The sequence below is a fragment of the Gallalistipes aquisgranensis genome, from assembly GCF_014982715.1.
Lineage (GTDB): Bacteria > Bacteroidota > Bacteroidia > Bacteroidales > Rikenellaceae > Gallalistipes > Gallalistipes aquisgranensis.
The window spans coordinates 819391-838781 of the sequence record NZ_JADCJY010000001.1 but is presented as its reverse complement, the minus strand read 5'-3'; the positions used below and the strand labels follow the sequence as shown (position 1 = coordinate 838781).

Annotated in this window: 18 protein-coding genes; 3 read left to right on the top strand and 15 right to left on the bottom strand. The window is 55.3% G+C overall.

Annotated features, from left to right (window positions below; translation table 11 throughout):
* Positions 1–73: 73 nt before the first annotated feature.
* From secG to INF32_RS03030, 5 genes are all read right to left on the bottom strand, one after another.
* The gene (gene secG / locus INF32_RS03050) at positions 74–436 is read right to left on the bottom strand and encodes a preprotein translocase subunit SecG (protein ID WP_226386941.1); all 363 of its coding nucleotides are present in this window, start codon (positions 434–436) and stop codon (positions 74–76) included.
* Between the two features lie 25 nt (positions 437–461).
* Positions 462–947, bottom strand: a complete 486-nt coding sequence (locus tag INF32_RS03045) for a hypothetical protein (protein ID WP_226386940.1) — start codon at positions 945–947, stop codon at positions 462–464.
* Positions 948–950: 3 nt separating this feature from the next.
* Positions 951–1478 (bottom strand): LptE family protein, encoded by a 528-nt coding sequence (locus tag INF32_RS03040; RefSeq protein ID WP_394368316.1) that lies wholly within the window; start codon positions 1476–1478, stop codon positions 951–953.
* The gene (locus INF32_RS03035) at positions 1468–2679 is read right to left on the bottom strand and encodes a sigma-54 interaction domain-containing protein (protein WP_226386939.1); all 1212 of its coding nucleotides are present in this window, start codon (positions 2677–2679) and stop codon (positions 1468–1470) included. The genes INF32_RS03040 and INF32_RS03035 overlap by 11 nt, the downstream gene beginning before the upstream one ends.
* Positions 2680–2777: 98 nt before the next feature.
* Entirely contained in the window at positions 2778–3581 is an 804-nt protein-coding gene (locus INF32_RS03030; RefSeq protein ID WP_226386938.1) for a hypothetical protein, read from the bottom strand.
* Between the two features lie 174 nt (positions 3582–3755).
* On the opposite strand from INF32_RS03030, the gene INF32_RS03025 reads away from it, so the two are divergent.
* The gene (locus INF32_RS03025; protein WP_226386937.1) at positions 3756–5147 is read left to right on the top strand and encodes a type III PLP-dependent enzyme domain-containing protein; all 1392 of its coding nucleotides are present in this window, start codon (positions 3756–3758) and stop codon (positions 5145–5147) included.
* A 78-nt stretch (positions 5148–5225) separates the two neighbouring features.
* Here INF32_RS03025 and INF32_RS03020 read toward each other — a convergent pair whose 3' ends face one another.
* Positions 5226–6275, bottom strand: a complete 1050-nt coding sequence (locus tag INF32_RS03020; protein ID WP_226386936.1) for a hypothetical protein — start codon at positions 6273–6275, stop codon at positions 5226–5228.
* Positions 6276–6392: 117 nt separating this feature from the next.
* Positions 6393–8609, bottom strand: coding sequence for a sodium-translocating pyrophosphatase (locus tag INF32_RS03015; protein WP_226386935.1), 2217 nt, complete (start codon positions 8607–8609; stop codon positions 6393–6395).
* A 166-nt stretch (positions 8610–8775) separates the two neighbouring features.
* Between INF32_RS03015 and INF32_RS03010 the strand changes: the two genes are divergently transcribed.
* Both INF32_RS03010 and panB read left to right on the top strand, forming a co-directional pair.
* Positions 8776–9330: an RNA methyltransferase gene (locus INF32_RS03010; protein WP_226386934.1), complete on the top strand. Its 555-nt coding sequence runs from the start codon at positions 8776–8778 to the stop codon at positions 9328–9330.
* Between the two features lie 63 nt (positions 9331–9393).
* On the top strand, positions 9394–10209 hold the full coding sequence (gene panB / locus INF32_RS03005; RefSeq protein WP_226386933.1) for a 3-methyl-2-oxobutanoate hydroxymethyltransferase: 816 nt from the start codon (positions 9394–9396) through the stop codon (positions 10207–10209).
* A 103-nt stretch (positions 10210–10312) separates the two neighbouring features.
* Here panB and INF32_RS03000 read toward each other — a convergent pair whose 3' ends face one another.
* From INF32_RS03000 to INF32_RS02965, 8 genes are all read right to left on the bottom strand, one after another.
* Entirely contained in the window at positions 10313–11734 is a 1422-nt protein-coding gene (locus INF32_RS03000) for an NADH-quinone oxidoreductase subunit N (RefSeq protein WP_226386932.1), read from the bottom strand.
* A gap of 7 nt (positions 11735–11741) precedes the next feature.
* On the bottom strand, positions 11742–13235 hold the full coding sequence (locus tag INF32_RS02995; protein WP_226386931.1) for a complex I subunit 4 family protein: 1494 nt from the start codon (positions 13233–13235) through the stop codon (positions 11742–11744).
* Positions 13236–13254: 19 nt separating this feature from the next.
* On the bottom strand, positions 13255–15162 hold the full coding sequence (gene nuoL, locus INF32_RS02990; protein WP_226386930.1) for an NADH-quinone oxidoreductase subunit L: 1908 nt from the start codon (positions 15160–15162) through the stop codon (positions 13255–13257).
* Positions 15163–15183: 21 nt separating this feature from the next.
* A complete protein-coding gene (nuoK, locus tag INF32_RS02985; RefSeq protein ID WP_226388087.1) occupies positions 15184–15483 on the bottom strand; it encodes an NADH-quinone oxidoreductase subunit NuoK in 300 nt (99 codons plus the stop codon).
* A 19-nt stretch (positions 15484–15502) separates the two neighbouring features.
* Positions 15503–16012, bottom strand: a complete 510-nt coding sequence (locus tag INF32_RS02980) for an NADH-quinone oxidoreductase subunit J family protein (protein WP_226386929.1) — start codon at positions 16010–16012, stop codon at positions 15503–15505.
* A 2-nt stretch (positions 16013–16014) separates the two neighbouring features.
* Positions 16015–16488: a 4Fe-4S binding protein gene (locus INF32_RS02975; protein ID WP_226386928.1), complete on the bottom strand. Its 474-nt coding sequence runs from the start codon at positions 16486–16488 to the stop codon at positions 16015–16017.
* Between the two features lie 12 nt (positions 16489–16500).
* Positions 16501–17577 (bottom strand): NADH-quinone oxidoreductase subunit NuoH, encoded by a 1077-nt coding sequence (gene nuoH, locus INF32_RS02970; RefSeq protein ID WP_226386927.1) that lies wholly within the window; start codon positions 17575–17577, stop codon positions 16501–16503.
* Positions 17578–17777: 200 nt separating this feature from the next.
* Positions 17778–19274, bottom strand: a complete 1497-nt coding sequence (locus tag INF32_RS02965) for an NADH-quinone oxidoreductase subunit D (protein WP_449528473.1) — start codon at positions 19272–19274, stop codon at positions 17778–17780.
* Positions 19275–19391 lie beyond the last annotated feature (117 nt).

Sequence of the window (19391 nt, the reverse complement as noted above, 5' to 3'; positions counted from 1 at the left end):
CAAATATACAAAAAAATTGCAGAGAATACGCTATCACGCATATTCCCTGCAATTTATATCGGTCCGTCGGAGACTACTCGGCCGGAGTCGATTCCGGAGCGGGAGTTTCGGCCGGCTCGGCGGGCACGCCCAACTGATTGGGCATGAAATTTTCGTTCCCTTCGGCAGACTGCTCGATAGCCTTTTCCAAACCGCCTTTGCTCGAAGCTATATTGGCGGCGGGCATCGTCATCGTAGCCACGAGGCTCAGTACGACGATCGAAATAGCCAGCGTCCAGGTGAATTTCTCCAGAAAATCGGAGGTCTGACGCACACCCATCACCTGGTTGGAGGCACCGAAGTTTGCGGCCATTCCGCTCTTGGGATTCTGCGCCAGTACGGCCAGAATGATCAGGACACTCGCGATCAGAATCAATACAATGCAAAAAATATACATACCTCTATTTAAGTTTAATGTTCGATTACTCTGTTTTATTACCGATTCTGCCGATAATTTCGGCAAAATAAACACTTTTTTCCGGATATAACAAACTTAATTTGCGATATATCCCGACCGCCTCGTCACAAAGTCCCTGCGCGAGGTAGATTTCCGCCAGCTCCTCGGTCACCAGTTCGTCGTCGTCCACCCGCTCGTCCTCCTCCGGTCCCGGTTCTGGCATCCCTTCCTTCGGAACGATCCGATATTCCCCTTTTTTCAGGAATTCGTCAATGATCTCACCCGTGCTTCGCCGCAGAAACTCATCGCCTGTCAACTCTTTAAGAAAAGGCACGGGAGCCGGCCGGCACATCAAAGGCAGATTGAGCACGGGGTCCGCCGTCCTTTCGGCCGCAGAGAGCAGCACCCTGGCCGTGGTGAACCAAGGCCACTGGTCCACCGTCTTTTTCAGCCACTCCGCATCCGGCGTTCCGGACAACGCATTCCGCATACAGGCTTTGAACTCTTCCATCGTCTACCAGTTGGATACCGCTGCGTTGAAAATATCCTCGACCAGCATGTCCACGATCTCGGGAATCAGCTGAGACTCCACGGACTGCAACAGACTGTTGCTGCTGTAATCCGAAAAGGCGGAGAAAGTCCGGTCGTAATTCTGTTTCGGGTCAAGCGTATTGACGAACCGCACGCGGACCGTAATCGTCAGCCGGTTCATCGCCGCCACGGCATCTTCCCCGGACGCAGTGATCGAGGCCGGCGTCGAAGTGTAATTGGTGATCTCGCCCTCGAAACTCAAATCCCCGCCTTCGCGTACCAGCGTCAGCCTCGTCTGACGCGAAAAACGGTCCTGCAATGCATCCGTCAACGTGGAACTCAGAATGGGAGCCACCATCGGGGCATTGTTCGGGAAATAAGCGATACTCACGGTCTTGGCATCGGGAGGAATGGAGGCCCCCGAAAGAGAGTACTTTATTTTACAGGCAGAAAACGCGAGCGCAGCAAAAAGCGCCAGCATGGCGGCATACGAAACTCTTCTAATATTCATCTATTCCTAACTCTTTGATTTTCCGGTAAAGCGTCCGCTCCGAAATAAACAGCTCCTTCGCTGCCTCCTTTCGGCGACCGTTATGATGCCTCAGCGCTTTCAGGATGGCCTCGCGCTGGGCCCGCTCCTTGGTCATCTCCTGCGGCTCGTCGGTCACCTCCTCGGTATCGGCGTAAACGGGTTCGCCCACCGCAGCAGAAACGGCAGGAACAGCCGGATAATTGTTCGTCGGGGCCAGGTATCCGGCAATATCCTTCTTATATTCTCCGGTTCCGTGCTGTTCGCGGATCAGTTCGGCCAGCATCCGCTTCATCTCGTTCATGTCGCCCCGCATGTCGAAAAGCACCTTGTAGAGCAATTCACGCTCGTCGCTGCGATCCGGCGATGCCCCGCCGACGACCACCGGCACCGAAGACACACCCGACTGAGGCAGATACTTGGCCAGAATAGCCTCCGTAATGCTCCGCGACTCCTCCACGGCTGAAATCTGTTCGGCCACGTTCTTAAGCTGACGGATATTCCCCGGCCAGGAGTAGCTTTCCAGCAGACGGCGGGCTCCCTCGTCGAGCGAAATGACCGGCATGCGATACTGAAGCGCCACATCCGATGCGAACTTCCGGAACAACAGGAAAATATCCTCCCGCCTCTCCCGCAGCGCGGGAACCAGAATCGGCACCGTATTGAGCCGGTAATAAAGGTCTTCGCGGAAACGGCCCGACGCAATGGCCTCCTGCAGGTTGACATTCGTCGCCGCCACGACCCGGACATTGGTTTTCTGACTTTTCGACGAACCGACCCGGATAAATTCGCCCGTCTGCAACACACGCAGCAGGCGAACCTGCGTGGAATGGGGCAACTCGGCCACCTCATCCAGAAAAATCGTTCCTCCGTCCGCCTCCTCGAAATAGCCCTTACGCGCTTCCGTAGCCCCCGTAAAGGCCCCCTTCTCGTGGCCGAACAACTCGGAGTCGATCGTCCCTTCGGGGATGGCCCCGCAGTTGACAGCTATGTATTTATTGTGTTTGCGCGCGCTGTAAGCGTGGATCACCTGCGGAAAGAACTCCTTCCCCACTCCGCTCTCGCCCGTGACCAACACGGACAGATCGGTCGTCGCCACCCGGACAGCCACTTCCAGCGCCCTGTTCAGGGCTTCGTTGTTCCCGATGATCCCGAAACGTTGTTTTACAGACAGAATATCCATACGGGTCAGTCTCCTCTCTTCGTTGTTTTAGCGGGATAAAGATAGAAATTTTCCGCCATTCCTCCCAATACCCGGAATATCTTCCGTACTGGGTTTTTCTATTTTCCGGCCGGAACCGTATCCTGCACCGGCATCACCACCTCCAGCAGGTTCACCTCCGGATTCGTCTGTGCGAACATACTGTACACCATGACCCCGAGCGCCATCAGCGCAGCCAGAATGGCGACAATCATAATCACGTCGGCTCTTTTCTTTCTCTTTCCCGCCACGGCCGGCCTGGCCGATGAACGGCGCTCCGTATCCTTTCGCGCCGAAAGTCCGACCGGTGCCGCTGTCGCAACAGGTCTGTTCCGGGTGGTTCCGTCCCCTACATTCCCGGCTTTGCCATTCCCCGTCCGGTCATTCGCTTTCGGCACAGATTTCACTGCCTCCTGCGGACGGGAAGATTCCGCCGCAGCCCCTCCCGGAACGACAGCGGACGGCCGGGAAACTTCGGTATCCTGCACCGCTTCCGGAGCACTCCTTTCAAACGTATTCCGCTCCCTCTCCGAAACGGGATGCGGGGATTCGGATATCCGGTCGTCCGCCGACGGATCGTAATCCAGTTCGAGCAGGGAGTTGGAACCGGCATGCAGGGCCCCTACCCCGCCCACGACGAAACGTCCGCCCCGGGCGATATGCTGCCTTACATTCTCCGCATACTGTGCGATCGCTTCGCCCGCCTCGGCCCGCGAGAGACCGTACTGTCCCTCCAGCAACCCGACCAATATGCCGTCGTCCTTTTTCAGGAACTCTACGAAAACCACCTCTCCCGAGCCGTCTTTCCGGATAAAAGCTCCCAGCCCGGGAATCACCAGCCGCTTGTTTCCCTGCAGGTACGCGGCGACAAGTTCGTTAATCATCTCTTCTCGCTGTTTATTTTGCTCAAAAATACGCATTTTTCGAACAAACTCCTTACCAAATTGAAAATATTTACCTACCTTGCATCGCCGTTTCCGGAAGAGAAGTAACCGAGCTACTTGACACAAAATTCGCCAAAGTAGCTGAGCCGGATGGACAAAAACTCTACATGCCGCATGAAAAACAAGTACATCGATCTGATCGAACAGACTTTCGAATTTCCGCAGGACGAGTTCTCGGTAGTGGACAATGAACTGAATTTCAACGATGTTCCTCTGATGGACATCATTAAGCAGTACGGCACCCCGCTGAAGATCACCTATCTGCCGAAAATCTCGTCCCAGATCAACCGAGCCAAACGAATGTTCAACGTGGCCATGGCCAAAGTGGACTACAAGGGCAGCTACAACTACTGTTACTGCACGAAAAGTTCGCATTTCTCCTTCATCCTGGAGGAGGCGCTGCGCAACGACATCCATCTGGAGACCTCGTCGGCCTACGACATCCACATCATAAACGCCCTGTACGACGGCGGCATCATCGACAAGGACCGTTATATCATCTGCAACGGATTCAAACGTCCCCAGTATGTGGAAAACATCGCCGGACTGATCAACAACGGCTTCGAAAACACGATCCCCATTCTGGACAACAAGGAAGAGATCGACCTGTTCGCCGACATACTCAACCACAAATGCAAGATCGGCATCCGGATCGCCTCGGAGGAGGAACCCAAGTTCGACTTCTACACCTCTCGCCTGGGTATCCGCTACAACGACATAGTGGATTACTACAAAAGCAAGATAAAGAACAACAAGCAGTTCGAACTGAAGATGCTCCATTTTTTCATCAATACGGGCATCAAGGACACGGCCTACTACTGGAACGAACTGGTAAAATGCCTGAATGTCTACTGCGAACTCAAAAAGATCTGTCCGCAACTCGATTCGCTCAACATCGGAGGGGGATTTCCGATCAAGAATTCACTCGCGTTCGATTACGACTATGAGTACATGACCGAGGAGATCGTGGCTCAGATCAAAACCTTCTGCAACCAGATGGACATTCCCGAGCCCAACATATTCACCGAGTTCGGATCGTTCACCGTGGGCGAGAGCGGCGCGACTCTTTTCTCGATCATCAACCAGAAACAACAGAACGACCGCGAGTGCTGGTACATGATCGACAGCTCCTTCATGACTACCCTGCCCGACACATGGGGTATCAACCAGCGTTATATCATGCTGGCGATCAACAACTGGGACAAGGAATACCAGCGGGTGTTCCTCGGAGGTCTGACCTGCGACAGCGAAGATTTCTACAGCGGGGAATCGCACGCCAATGCGATCTTCCTTCCCAAACTCAACGGCGACCCGTTATACGTGGGCTTCTTCCACACGGGAGCCTACCAAGAGTCGCTCGGCGGGTTCGGAGGCATTCAGCACTGTCTGACCCCTGCTCCGAAACACATCATCATCGACCGGGAAAAGGGCGATAACGAATACTACACCCGGCTTTTCGCCAAAGAGCAAAGCTACCGCTCCATGATGCGGATTCTCGGATACTGACACATTAACGGAACAAAGAAAAAGTCGCCCAGACAGGGCGACTTTTTCTTTGCAGACCATCGGGCTCCATTCCTCCGATTATCTCTTACGGAACATTTTTTCGTTGATATTGACCCAAAAGGTAACCATCTGCTGCCAGCCCCATTTTTTACCGTCATAATGGTGGATCGAGGCCACCCGGAGATTCATGCTCTCCTTGCGGATCGGATGCCAGTAAAGTTCCAGACGATCGTAAATATTGGAATTGGTGCGGTAGAACGGCTCCCCGAAATAGAGGCCGTGCCCGTAATCGAAATAAGGCGCATCGTAATACGGCATCAGATTCTTGCCGATATAGGCCGTATTGAAAACACCGAATTTCCACTTCTCGACCCTCAGTTCGATCTGCACTCCGTGGGGCGAGACATATTCGCCCACGTATTTCCGGTCGTTCTGAAATGCCTGCATCCACCCGGCCTGGAGGTAGAGTGAATCGAGCGGCAGTTTCCGCGTCAGATCCACGCCGATATAGGGATTGAGCAATACGTTATCCACCACACCGTCTTCATCGACCGTTCCCGCATGGTGATACATCGACACGTTGTAACCGGCGTAAAACACAGGGGTGTTCACCCTTCCCGAAGAGAAAAGCATGAACTTTTCGCGCGTAGTCTGCGAAAGCATGCTGTTCCAGTCGCACGCCACCTCCACATATCCCCGGCCGCCAACATACTGCAGGAGCAATCCGTCGAGATTGGCATCGTAAAACCTCACCGAATCGCTGAAAAAGGCATTCGAATACCCTCCCATCAATTTATGGCGGGGAAAAACGCCAGCATAGGCCTTGAACCTCTTCGAATCGTACTGGTAGTAAAACAACAGTTCGGGATCGGTGTTGAAGGTTTTAGCTCCGAAATCGGCCATCAGATCGACCCCGATCATCATTCCGTTTCCGTTTCCCCAGCCGATACCGATCTCGGGCGTCAGCCGGGCCCCGAACAGCGTCTGCGGCCAGTTTATCTCGCTCTTGTATTCCCGGTTGTCGAACTGGCTGTCGAAACGGGCATTCCACAGAAACCGCTGGGCGGACGCATCGGTGAAAACGAAAAGGGCCAGCGTACAAAATATCACTATGGATACAGTTTTCATGTCGATAGATTTAGCTCCTGAATTCATGTCGGCAAAGGTACAAATATATCGGATAATAAAGCAAAAAAAGCGGAACAACCTTCCGGTCGTTCCGCTCATTCGTCTCGGGTGCCTCCGTCAGAAAAGGCTGAACGCCACGGTCAACCCGGCCATCACGATGGCTACCATGCTCATCAGTTTGATCAGGATGTTGAGCGAAGGGCCCGACGTATCCTTGAACGGGTCTCCCACGGTATCGCCCACTACGGTCGCCTTATGGTTGGCCGATCCCTTGCCGCCCAGATTACCCTCTTCGATATACTTCTTGGCATTATCCCAGGCGCCACCCGAATTGGCCATAAAAACGGCCAGCACGAATCCGGCACCCAAGCCGCCGACCAACAGTCCCATCACTCCGGCCACACCGAACACGAGCCCCGTCACCACGGGAGCCAGGATAGCCAGAATCGAGGGAACCAGCATTTCGTGCTGGGCCCCCTTGGTCGAAATCTCCACGCAACGGGCATAGTCAGGCGTAGCCTTACCCTCCAGAATTCCCTTGATCTCGCGGAACTGGCGGCGCACCTCGGCCACCATCTTCTGGGCAGCACGTCCCACGGCATTCATCGTAAGACCGCAAAACAGGAACGCCATCATCGACCCCACGAAGACGCCGATCAGCACCTTGGGATTGATGAGCGAAATCTGGTAATACTCCATGAAGTCGATGATGTTGCAGTCGGCGACGGCTTTCGTCGCTCCGTCCGCAAAAGTCAGTACTTCCTGGCCGATATGCAGCAGACCGATCTTGATCTCTTCGATATAGGAGGCCAACAGGGCCAGCGCCGTCAAGGCGGCCGAACCGATGGCAAAACCCTTGCCAGTAGCGGCCGTCGTATTGCCCAGCGCATCGAGCGCATCGGTACGTTTGCGGACCTCCTCGCCCAGCCCGCTCATCTCGGCATTGCCGCCGGCATTGTCGGCGATCGGTCCATAGGCGTCCGTAGCCAGAGTGATACCCAGCGTGGAAAGCATGCCCACGGCGGCGATCCCGATTCCGTAGAGGCCGAGACCCAGGTTGGATGCGGAAATCATGTTGGCCACATCGAACCGAATGGCGCACAGATAGGAAAGAATGATGGCAACCCCGATCGTGATGACCGGAATAGCCGTCGAGATCATTCCCAGCCCGATACCCGAAATGATAACGGTGGCGGGCCCCGTCTCGGAACTCTCGGCTACTTTCCGGGTCGGCTTATAGGACTGCGAGGTGTAGTACTCCGTCGACTGGCCGATGATGATACCGGCTACCAGCCCAACGACCACCGAGCACGATATCCAGCCCCAGTTGGGAATCTGCAAGGCATACAGGATGCCGAAAGTGGCGATCGCGATCAGCACCGAACTCGTATTCACACCCAGGCCGAGCGCCCCGAGCAACTGTTTCATCGTAGCGTTCTCCTTCGTCCTCACAAGGAAAATTCCGATAATCGAAAGGAGGATACCCACAGCGGCGATCAGCATCGGAGCCAGCACGGCTTTCATCTGCAACTCGCCACCTGCGGTCACGAAGGCGGCCGCACCCAGCGCGGCCGTCGCCAAAATCGAACCGCAATAGCTTTCGTACAGGTCGGCCCCCATTCCGGCCACGTCTCCCACATTGTCGCCCACGTTATCGGCGATGGTCGCCGGATTGCGAGGGTCATCCTCCGGAATCCCGGCCTCCACCTTGCCCACGAGATCGGCACCCACGTCGGCAGCCTTCGTATAGATACCGCCGCCCACACGGGCAAACAGCGCCTGCGTCGAGGCTCCCATACCGAAAGTCAGCATCGTGGTAGTAATCACCACCAGTTTCTGGGACCCGGTGGCATCCACAAAATGATCGAGCACCAGATACCAGAGCGAAATGTCGAGCAGCCCGAGCCCCACGACCACAAGCCCCATCACGGCACCGCTGCGGAAAGCCACTTTCAAACCCTGGTTCAGCGACTTGCTTGCCGCATGAGCCGTACGGGCCGAAGCATAGGTGGCCGTCTTCATACCGAAGAATCCGGCCAGCGCCGAGAAGAAACCTCCCGTCAGGAAGGCGAACGGCACCCACGGGTTCTGCACGCCCAGTCCATAGGCGAGAAACGCGAAAAAGAGACAAAGCACGATAAAGACGATGAACACCACCTTGTACTGTTGTTTCAGGTAAGCCATCGCACCCCGGCGCACATAGGCCGCGATCTCCTTCATCCGCTCCGTACCCTCACTCTCCTTTTTCATCCGAAGAAAAAAGTAGAGGGCGAATCCCAGAGCGATCAGGGAGGCGGCAGGCACCAGCCAGAAAATTGCAGGAATTTGACCCATAATCAATAGTTGTTTTAGTTAGTGAATTTCAGTTTTTCTTTCAGGTTCTCATTGTCGGGCGGATTCCGTTTTTCAAAAAAACGAAATTGGTCAAAGTTACCATTTTATCTAAATTTTGCGCTACATTTGCGCAAAAATTTATCAACAAAACGACCTTCGATCCGTCATGCAGAAGATTTCCAACGAGGCGCTGGGACGGCCCTCACCCGAAGAGTTCGCCCGCATGCCCAAACTGCCCGTCACCGTCGTACTGGACAACATCCGGAGTCTGAACAATGTAGGCTCTTTTTTCCGCACCTGCGACGCATTCGCCGCAGAGCGTATCGTACTGTGCGGCATCACGGCCACGCCCCCGTCCAAAGAAATACACAAGACGGCACTCGGAGCGGAAAACACGGTGCCATGGAGTTACTTCCCGACAACGTCCGAGGCTGTGGAGCGACTCCGGAACGAGGGTTACCGCATCGGAGCCGTGGAGCAGGTGGAAGGAGCGGTCATGCTCGACAAATTCCGGGCCGAACCAGGCATGAAGTACGCCCTTGTATTCGGCAACGAAGTGTTCGGCGTGGCGCAAGAGGTAGCCGACCGATGCGATTTCGGGCTGGAAATCCCGCAGGCCGGCACGAAACATTCGCTCAACGTCTCCGTCTCGGCCGGGGTAGTACTCTGGCAGTTTTTCTCCGACCCGCTGTTACAGGCCGGACTGAATATCGGGAAATAAAATTGGCTTAATCCGAAATCTCTTATACCTTTGCCGGATCAAACCCAATCAAACGAAAACGTTATGTCAACACAAGGCAATGTCCGGGCCGTTACGACCTATCGTCTCTCGGAGATGAAACAACGCGGCGAAAAAATATCCATGCTCACCGCCTACGACTATTCGATGGCCCGTATTCTGGACGAGGCCGGAATCGACGTGATTCTGGTGGGAGACTCCGCCGCCAACGTCATGGCAGGCCACGAGACTACGGTGCCCATCACCCTCGACCAGATGATTTACCACGCCCGTTCGGTCACCCGTGCCGTCTCCCGGGCACTGATCGTGGTCGATCTTCCTTTCGGCACCTACCAGGGCAACTCGAAAGAGGCGCTCGCCTCGGCCATCCGGATCATGAAGGAGACCGAAGCCGACGCCGTAAAAATGGAGGGGGGCGAAGAGATTCTCGAATCCGTCCAGCGTATTCTCAGCGCCGGCATTCCCATCATGGGACATTTGGGCCTCACGCCCCAGTCGATTCACAAATACGGCACCTATTCCGTACGGGCCAAAGAGAAAGCGGAAGCGGACAAGCTGGTCCGCGACGCCCACCTACTGGAAGAGGCCGGATGTTTCGGCATCGTACTGGAAAAAATACCGGCGGAACTGGGACGGCGCGTAGCATCGGAACTGCATATTCCCATTATCGGCATCGGAGCCGGTCCGGGTGTGGACGGCCAGGTACTAGTCGTCCACGACATGCTGGGCATCACCAACGAATTCTCCCCCCGTTTCCTGCGCCGTTACGCGGACCTGCACGGGATCATGTCGGATGCCTTCACCCGTTACATCGCCGATGTGAAAAGCGGCGACTTCCCCAACGAAAAAGAACAGTACTGATCGGGAAAGGAGGAGGCTGAACTGAATCCCCTTGTACCTGAACATATTCCATAATAAAAGGGCTTCTTCCGAAGCCCTTTTATTATGGAAGAATCACATCTCGTCACATACCGAAGCTGAAAGACGAAATCTGCTGATATACGACACTCAGAATACCCAGCAGGATAATCCCGGCACAGCAGGCCACGAGGCTCACCCGCGTATAGTTGTCCGACCGGAACGGTGCGATCGGGCTCTCCGACGGATTGATGAACATGGCCTTGACCACCAGCAGATAGTAGTAGAGGGATATGATCGTATTGAGCAGGGCGATCAACACCAGAATATAATATCCTTCGCCGGCCGCAGCAGCAAAGATGAAGAACTTGCTGAAAAAACCCGCGAAAGGAGGAATTCCTGCCAAAGAGAAAAGCGACAGGGTCATGACGACACTCAAATAGGGATGCGTCCTGTAAAGGCCGTCGTAATCGTCCATGGTGACCTTGCCCGTCTTCTGTTCGATGACGGAGATCACGCCGAAAGCGCCGAGGTTGGAGACCATATATACCAGCACATAGTACACCAGCGAAGTCATTCCCAGCGCATTGGCACTGATGACGCCCAACATGAGATAACCCGCCTGTGAAATGGAGGAAAAAGCGAGAAAGCGCTTGAGGTTCTTCTGCCGGATAGCGAACACGTTGGCCACCGTGATCGTCAGTACGATCACACCGTAGAGCATCCCCCTCCACTCGGTCAGGATATTTCCGAACACCTTCATCAGAATGACCATCAGCACGAACACGGCCGAACCCTTCGAAATGACCGAAAGATAGGAGGTCACACTGGTCGGAGCCCCTTCGTACACGTCGGCCGTCCACAGATGGAAAGGCACGAGCGAAATCTTGAAACACATCCCCACGATGAAGAAGACGAAAGCCATGATCTGCAGGGGGCTGCCCGTAATATTCGCCGCCACTTCGTCGAAATAGAGGCTTCCGGTCGTCCCGTAAATCAGCGAAATACCGTAAAGCGACAGGGCCGACGCGAAGACCGCCGACAGGATATACTTGGCACCGGCCTCGGCCGATTTACGTTTGTATTTATCGAATGCCACGAGCGTAGCCATCGGAATCGACGCGGTTTCCAGCCCGATGAAGAAGAGCAGGAAATCGCCGGCCGACATCATGAAATACATACCCAACAGCGTGGAGAGCGTCAGGAAGTAAAACTCCCCGCGGCGAATCACCGCCTTTTCGCTTTCGAGCCATGCGTGCGCCTGAAGGAAAACGATCAACACCCCCACGTTGAGAATGCTTTTCAAAACGGTCAGCATCGGCCGGTAGACATACATACCTCCGAAAGCCGTCGCCTCCTCCTGCGGAAAGAGATTCAACACCGTATGCACCCCGAACAAGAGGCAGGCCACCAACTGGAACCGCCGCTGGCTGCGGGCCGGAGCGAACAGATCGTACAGCAGGAGAATCACCATTACGGCGACCAGGGAAAGTTCCTCCCGCATATATAAGAAATTCGAATAGTCCATCGTTCTCCTATTTGGTTAATTGTTCGACAATGGGCCCCAGGCTTCCGTGGATCATATCGGAAATCCACAGGGGAGCCATACCGATCACGGCGATGCAGACGATCAGCGTAATCACGGAAAGCCGTTCGTACCACGCGGCATCGGTGAGCGCCAGATGGTCCTTATTGACCACCGTGCCGTACAGCAGTTTACCGACAACCCTCAGGATATAGACCGCCGTGATCACGATCGACGTGCAGGCGATCACAGTAAATACCCGGTGGAATGTATCCGCATCCTGGAAAGCACCCACAAATACGGTCATCTCTGCCACGAAACCGCTCAGACCGGGCAGTCCCAGCGATGCCAGACCGGCGATCACGTAGCAGACGCTCAGGAATGGCATCACCTTCATCAGTCCGCTCATCTCCCGGATGTCACGCGTGTGCGTCCGGCCGTAGATCATACCGATCAGCGCAAAGAAAAGCGCCGTCATCAATCCGTGCGAGAGCATCTGAAGCACGGCCCCCGTCATGGCCGTCTGATTGAGCATCAGAATGGCGAAGAGCACCAGACCGCAATGGCTCACCGACGAGTAGGCGTTGATATACTTGAGGTCGGTCTGCACACAGGCCGAAAAAGCTCCGTACACCACACTGATACCGGTCAGGATAATGAATATCCACGACAGTTCGTGGGCCGCTTCGGGCATCAGGAAAATCGCCACCCGGAAACAGCCGTAGCCGCCCAGTTTCATCAGCACGCCGGCATGAAGCATCGACACGGAAGTGGGCGCCGAAGCGTGGCCGTCGGGCGACCAGGTATGGAACGGGAAAAGCGCTCCCAACACGCCGAACCCGACGAACGTGAGGGGAAAGAAGAGCCTCTGGGCCCCCATAGGCATCTGGCCTTCGGCGATTTCCAGAATATTCATCGTATAGGTCCCGCCTTCCGGCGCCGAATGGAAATAGATTCCGAGTATACCGACCAGCAACAGGGCCGATCCCCCCATCAGCATCAGAGTCAGCTTCATGGCCGAATACTCCTTGCGTCCGGTCCCCCACACGCCGATCAGCAGATACATTGGGATCAGCGCTATTTCGTAGAACATGAACATCGTGAAGAGGTCGATCGAGATAAAGAATCCGAAAACCCCCACCGACAGCAGGCAGAACCAGAGGAAAAACTCTTTCGGCATGGGATTCATGTTCCACGAAGCGAATACGCCCGTAAAGACGATGACCGACGAAAGCAACAGCATGGCGACGGAGATGCCGTCCACACCCACCGCATAGTGGATATTGAGCGGGGCGAACCACATCACATCGGCCATGTAGAGCATTTCGGCCGTATTACCCGCGGCCCGTTCCGAAAGGAAAGCGGCCAGCAGCCCCAGCGACAGCGCGAGCAGCAATCCCGCCCCGGCCACCATCACGGCCCGAATCTGCTTCATATCCGCCGACACCCACAAACCCAGCATCATCAGCAGCGGAATGAGCACAAACAATGACAGAAAATTCATATCCGATTACTATTATTTTTTACACATACAGCAACAACAGCAGCACGACGATCAGCGTACCCAGCAGGAAAATGAAGGCATACTGCTGAACCTGACCCGACTGCAATCCGCGGATCGCCCACGATACCTTCTGCGTCACCAGCGCCATACCGTTCATCGCACCGTCTATCACATGACGGTCGAACCACGCCAGGGGCCGGGAAATACAGCCGAAAATAATCCGCTTCGTCACGAACATCCATACCTCGTCCAAATAGAAGCGGTGATAGGCAGCCGTATAGAATCCCTTGAAACGTTCAGCCAACCGTGCAGGCACGGGATTCGTCCCTTTCATGTAGAGCACGGTGGCGACGGCGATGCCCAGACAGGCGATCACGATGCTCGTACCGGCCACCGTCCAGTTCAGATGAATGTCGTACACCAGCCCGTCGGCCGTCACGAAGTGTCCGAAAGGAATGAAACCCGCCACACAGGTAACCGCCGCCAACACGACCAACGGCACGGTCATATCGGCAGGAGCCTCATGCGGAGCATGTTCGTGCACGGCCGGCCGGCCCCAGAAAATATTATAGTAGAGCCGGAACATATAGAAGGCGGTGAGCCCTGCGATCACGCTCATCGTCCACCCCATCCACGGGCTGAACATGAATGCGGCCGAAAGAATCTCGTCCTTGCTGAAAAATCCGGAGAAGGGAGGGATACCCGCAATGGCCAGACAGGCGATCAGAAACGTGAAGTGCGTTACGGGCAACTGCTTCCGCAAACCGCCCATACGGTTCATTTCATTACTGTGCACCGCATGGATAATGGCCCCCGCCCCGAGGAACAGCAGCGCCTTGAACATAGCATGGGTGAAGAGGTGGAACATCGAAGCCATATAGCCGAGCCCCTCGTGTCCCTCCATACCCGACACGCCGAGCGCCACCATCATGAAGCCGATCTGCGAAATGGTCGAGAAGGCCAGCACCCGTTTGATGTCGGTCTGCACACAAGCCACTACGGCCGCATAGAGCGACGTGAACGCACCGATTACGGCGATGGCCACCAACACGTCCGGCGCCTCGAAATAGTAAACCGGGAAAAGACGCGCCACCAGATAGACTCCGGCTACCACCATCGTGGCGGCATGGATCAGGGCCGACACCGGCGTCGGACCCTCCATGGCATCCGGCAGCCAGATATGCAGCGGGAACATGGCCGACTTGCCGGCACCGCCGATAAAAATCAGTGCCATGGCCCAACTGATGACGGAAGCGCCGAGGAAAGTCGTACCGGCAGCTCCTGCGAAAATCGACGAATCACCCGACGTAAGCAGGTCGAAACTGAAAGTCTTCGTATAGAACGACAACACGAGAATGCCGATCAAAAATCCCAGATCGGCGAACCGGGTTACGATAAAAGCCTTCTTGGATGCGGCGATCGCTTCGGGTTTCGTATAGTAGAACCCGATCAGCAGGTAAGAGGAGACACCGACCAACTCCCAGAAAATATACATCTGGAAAATATTGGTCGCCACGACCAGCCCCAGCATCGAGAAAGAAAACAGCGAAAGGAAAGCGTAATAGCGTTGAAATCCGCGCTCCCCCTTCATGTATCCCATGCTGTAAATATGCACCATCAGCGAAACGGTGGTGATAACCACCAGCATCATCACTGAAATCGGGTCCAGCAGAATACCGAGGTCGATATGTAAATTCCGGGTGAACTGAAGCCATTCGAAATTCACGGGAACGACCGCAGGATAAATCCCGTCTACCCGCGGAGCGGAAAAATATTCCCATGCCGTCACATAGGACAGCAGGGCAGATACGGCCAGCGAGAAGGTTCCGACCAGACCTGCCGTGCAGGGTCTGAGCCGCGTACCCGCCAGTCCCAGTACGAAGAAAGTCACCAGCGGTAAGAGCAGTATCAAAAGCGTATATTCCATAATTCTGTCCGTTTTTAACCGTTAGTGTTTCATGGTATTGAGTTCCCGCGTCTGGATGCTCCGGATGTTGCGGTAAATATTGATGATGATGGCGATGGCCACCGCCGTTTCCGCCGCAGACACACCGATGGCGAACAAGGTGAAGAACAGGCCCTCCAAATGCTCGGGAAACAGATAGCGGTTGAACACCGCGAAATTGATGTCCACCGAATTGAGCATCAGCTCCACCGAGATCAGCACGGCCAGCAGGTTGCGCCGCGTGATGAAACCATAGATTCCGATAAACAGCATCAGCGTACTGACTATCAGATAATATTCCATTCTTATCTCTTCCATACTCCTAACGTTTTCTTGCGATCATGATTCCTCCGACGATGCAGGCCAGCAGCAGTACGCTGATCAGTTCGAACGGCAACAGATACTGATAACGCCCGGTCCCCATCAGCGCGTGGCCGATCTCCTTCATCGGCACTTCCCCTCCGGCGATACGGTAGGCGCCGAACGGATGGGTCACGGTCAGGAAGATGCAGATCGCGGCACCCGCCAATGCAGCCACCAGCCCGGCGAAGAATTTACCCCGTTTGAGCTTCTCTGCATGGTCGCCTTCCGGACTGGTCAGCAGAATCGAAAAGACATACAGCACGATGATACCTCCGGCATAGACCGTCAGCTGGACCGCTCCCCAAAAAGAGTAGTTGAGCTGGAAATAGATGCCCGCCGTCGCAAACAGCACGAACAGCAGATGCGTCGCCGAACGGAGAATCCGCTTGGTCGTCACGGCCAGCACGGAGCAGACCACGATGACTGCCGCCAGTATAAAAAATACGATTTCCTGAAGTGATATTTCCATGGCTATTTCTTTTTAACGACAGTTGAGCCCTCCCGGTTGAGCTGTTTGACCAGCTTTCCCCGGGTGAAAACGGCATGTTCGAACGTATTGCGGAACTCTATCGCACCATGGGGGCATCCCCGCACGCAGAGTTGGCAGAACAGACAGCTTCCCAGATCGTAGTTGTAGCGGCGCAGCACTTTGGTTTTCTTTCCGTTCTCATCCTCCACGATTTCCGATTCGATACGGATCGTATCGTTCGGGCAGTTCATCTCGCAGATACCGCAGGCCACGCACTTATGCTGGTTGTTCTCGTCGTGGGGCATGACCAGTTCGCCCCGGAAACGCTCCGAAATGACCAGCGTGGCCCGGTTCTCGGGATAGCACTCTGTGGTTTTCTTCCGGAAAAAGATGATGATTGTACGCCGCATTCCCTTGAGCAGCGACCAGAGGCCTCGGCCGAACGACGAAATATAACGTGTGAAACTATTACTCATGGCTCTCCCTCCTTAAAAATGCAGATTAAACACGACCACGACCACCATCAGCAGCAGGTTGCACAGGTTCAGCGGCAACAGGTATTTCCACTCAAGCCGCAGCAGCTGGTCGATCCTCAAACGGGGGAACGTCCATTTGAACCACATGATGATAAAGATGATCACGGCCACCTTGCCGACGAACCAGAAGATCGACGGAATCCAGTCCATCGCGGCGTTGAACCCTTCCCAGCCGGGAATATGCAACGGCATCCAGCCTCCCAGGAACAGCGTGGTCGCAACGGAAGCGACGATGAACATATTGAGATACTCGGCCAGATAGAAGAACCCGAAGTGCATGCCCGAATACTCCGTATGGTATCCGGCCGTCAGTTCCGAATCGGCTTCCGGCAGGTCGAAGGGCCCCCGGTTGGTCTCGGCCGTACCGGCGATCAGATAGACTACGAAAGCGATAAAGGCCGGAATGTGTCCCCGGAAAAGAAACCAACCGTCGGCCTGGCTCTCCACGATCGTCGAAAGCTGCATGCTGCCCGAAAACACCACCATCGTGAGAATCGACAGCCCGATCGAAAGTTCGTAACTGATCATCTGGGCCCCGCTCCGCATGGCGCCGATCAGCGAATACTTGTTGTTGCTCGACCATCCGGCCAGCAGAATGCCCACGATGCCGATCGAAGAAACCGCCAAAAGGAAGAAGATACCCACATTGAAGTCGATGATCTCCAGCCCTTTCGCATAGGGAATGCATCCGAACGCCAGCACCGAAGAGATGATGACGATATAAGGGGCCAGATTGAAAAGAAAGTTGTCTACATGGCGCACCTGGATCAGTTCCTTGATGAGCATCTTGAACATATCGGCCACACTTTGGACCGTTCCTTTCGGCCCGACACGGTTAGGCCCGAGACGGCACTGGAAAAAAGCGCATATCTTCCGCTCGGCATAGATCAGCACCAGTGCGATCACGGCATAGGCCAGCAACAGGCAGAGCCCGATCAGGAAGAACTCCGCCAGCAGCGCCCACGACTCGGGCAGCCACGATCTGAGCAACCCGTCGACCCACTCTGTTACAACTGCGAAATCAAACATAAAATTTTTCGTTGTGGTTTACAGTCTTCCGTCCTTTCCGATCCGCGACTCCCGCAGACCGGCGGGGAAAGACCCGTTTTATGTATTCAGCGGCATAGCCTCCTTCCCGCGCATCCCTCTCCCCCTTGTGGGGATCATAACGGACCGGGGAAGACAAGCCGGCCACTCTGTCTTTTTCTAATAAACCTGTTCAGCCGCCGTCAACGGTCGATGTCGGGAACGACGTAATCGAGCGAACCTCCGACAGCAATGAGGTCGGCGATCTTTCCGTCCCGCGCCAGGGAGTCCACGACCGAAACGAGCGGCAGACCCGGCGAACGGAACTTCAGACGATACGGGAATTTGTCCCCACGGCTCTCGATATAGACCCCGAACTCTCCCCGGCTGGCCTCCACACTGCGGAAATAGTTTCCTTCCGGCAACCGGATAATGGGCTTGGTCTTCACGGCGAAATCCCCTGCGGGAATATTGTCCACCAGTTGCTCCAGAATGTGCAGCGACTGCAGGATCTCCTCCATGCGCACCATGTACCGGCCGAACACATCACCGTCCTCCCGGACAATCTCCCGGAAATCGACCTTATCGTACACGCCGTAAGGATGCAGTTTCCGCACATCGCAGGCCCAGCCCGACGCACGTCCCGAGGGCCCGGTCACTCCATAGGAGATGGCATCCTCCCTGCTCAGCAGTCCGATTCCCTTCATCCGTTGCTGGGCGATGACATTACCGGTAAACACCTCATGATACTCTTTCAGCATCGGCGGCAGATATTTGATGAAATCCTTGATCCGATGCACCAGATTGGGATGAATGTCCTGCATCACCCCGCCGATCACATTGTAATTCATGATCAGTCGGCCGCCGCAGGTCTCCTCGAACATGTCCAGAATCTTCTCCCGGTCGCGGAATCCGTAGAAGAACGCCGTCAGTGCACCGAGGTCCATACAGAAGGTCGACCAGAAGAGCAGGTGCGACTGCAGGCGCGTCAGTTCGTCCATGATCGTACGGATGTACTTCACCCGTTCCGGCACTTCGATCTGCAGCGCATCTTCGATGCAAAGGCAGAGCGCATGACGGTTCTGATGCGCCGAAAGGTAGTCGAGCCGGTCGGTCAGGGCCAGGGTCTGCGGATAGGTGAGGCTTTCGCACATTTTTTCGATACCGCGGTGAATATATCCGCAGTTCACGTCCACCTTGCGCACGATCTCGCCGTCGAGCTGCACGCGGAACCGAAGAACCCCGTGGGTAGCCGGATGCTGGGGGCCGATGTTCACCACATATTCCCCCTCTTCGAAGAGCACGTGCTCCGTCTCCTCCACCTCGCCTTCCCGCCCCGCTTCGTAAGCAGGGGCCACATCCAGTGTCTCCTCGCTCTCCAGCCGCACGGGATTGACCGTCTCGCTGGCGTCGTAATCCTTTCGGAGGGGATATCCCACCCAGTCGTTTCGCAGGAACAACCGGCGCATGTCGGGGTGATTGATGAAGTGGATGCCGAAAAAGTCGAATACCTCGCGCTCGTTCAGATTGGCCGTGGCCCAAATATCCGAAACGCTGGCCAGTTCGGGATTCTCCCGTTCCGCAGCCGAAGTCCTCAGCACGAGTTCATGACCGTGTACGGTCGAACGCAGGTGATAGACCACCCCCAGCGCATCGCCTTCGTCGACACCCGTCATGCAGACCAGATAGTCGAACCGCATATCCCCGTCGTCATGCAGTCTCCGCGCCAGAGCGTGAAACGCCAAAGGCGGAACGGAGACCGTCAGAGGCGTTTCCGAAACGACGACCGCATCGGGAACCTCTTCGAGGATTCTGTT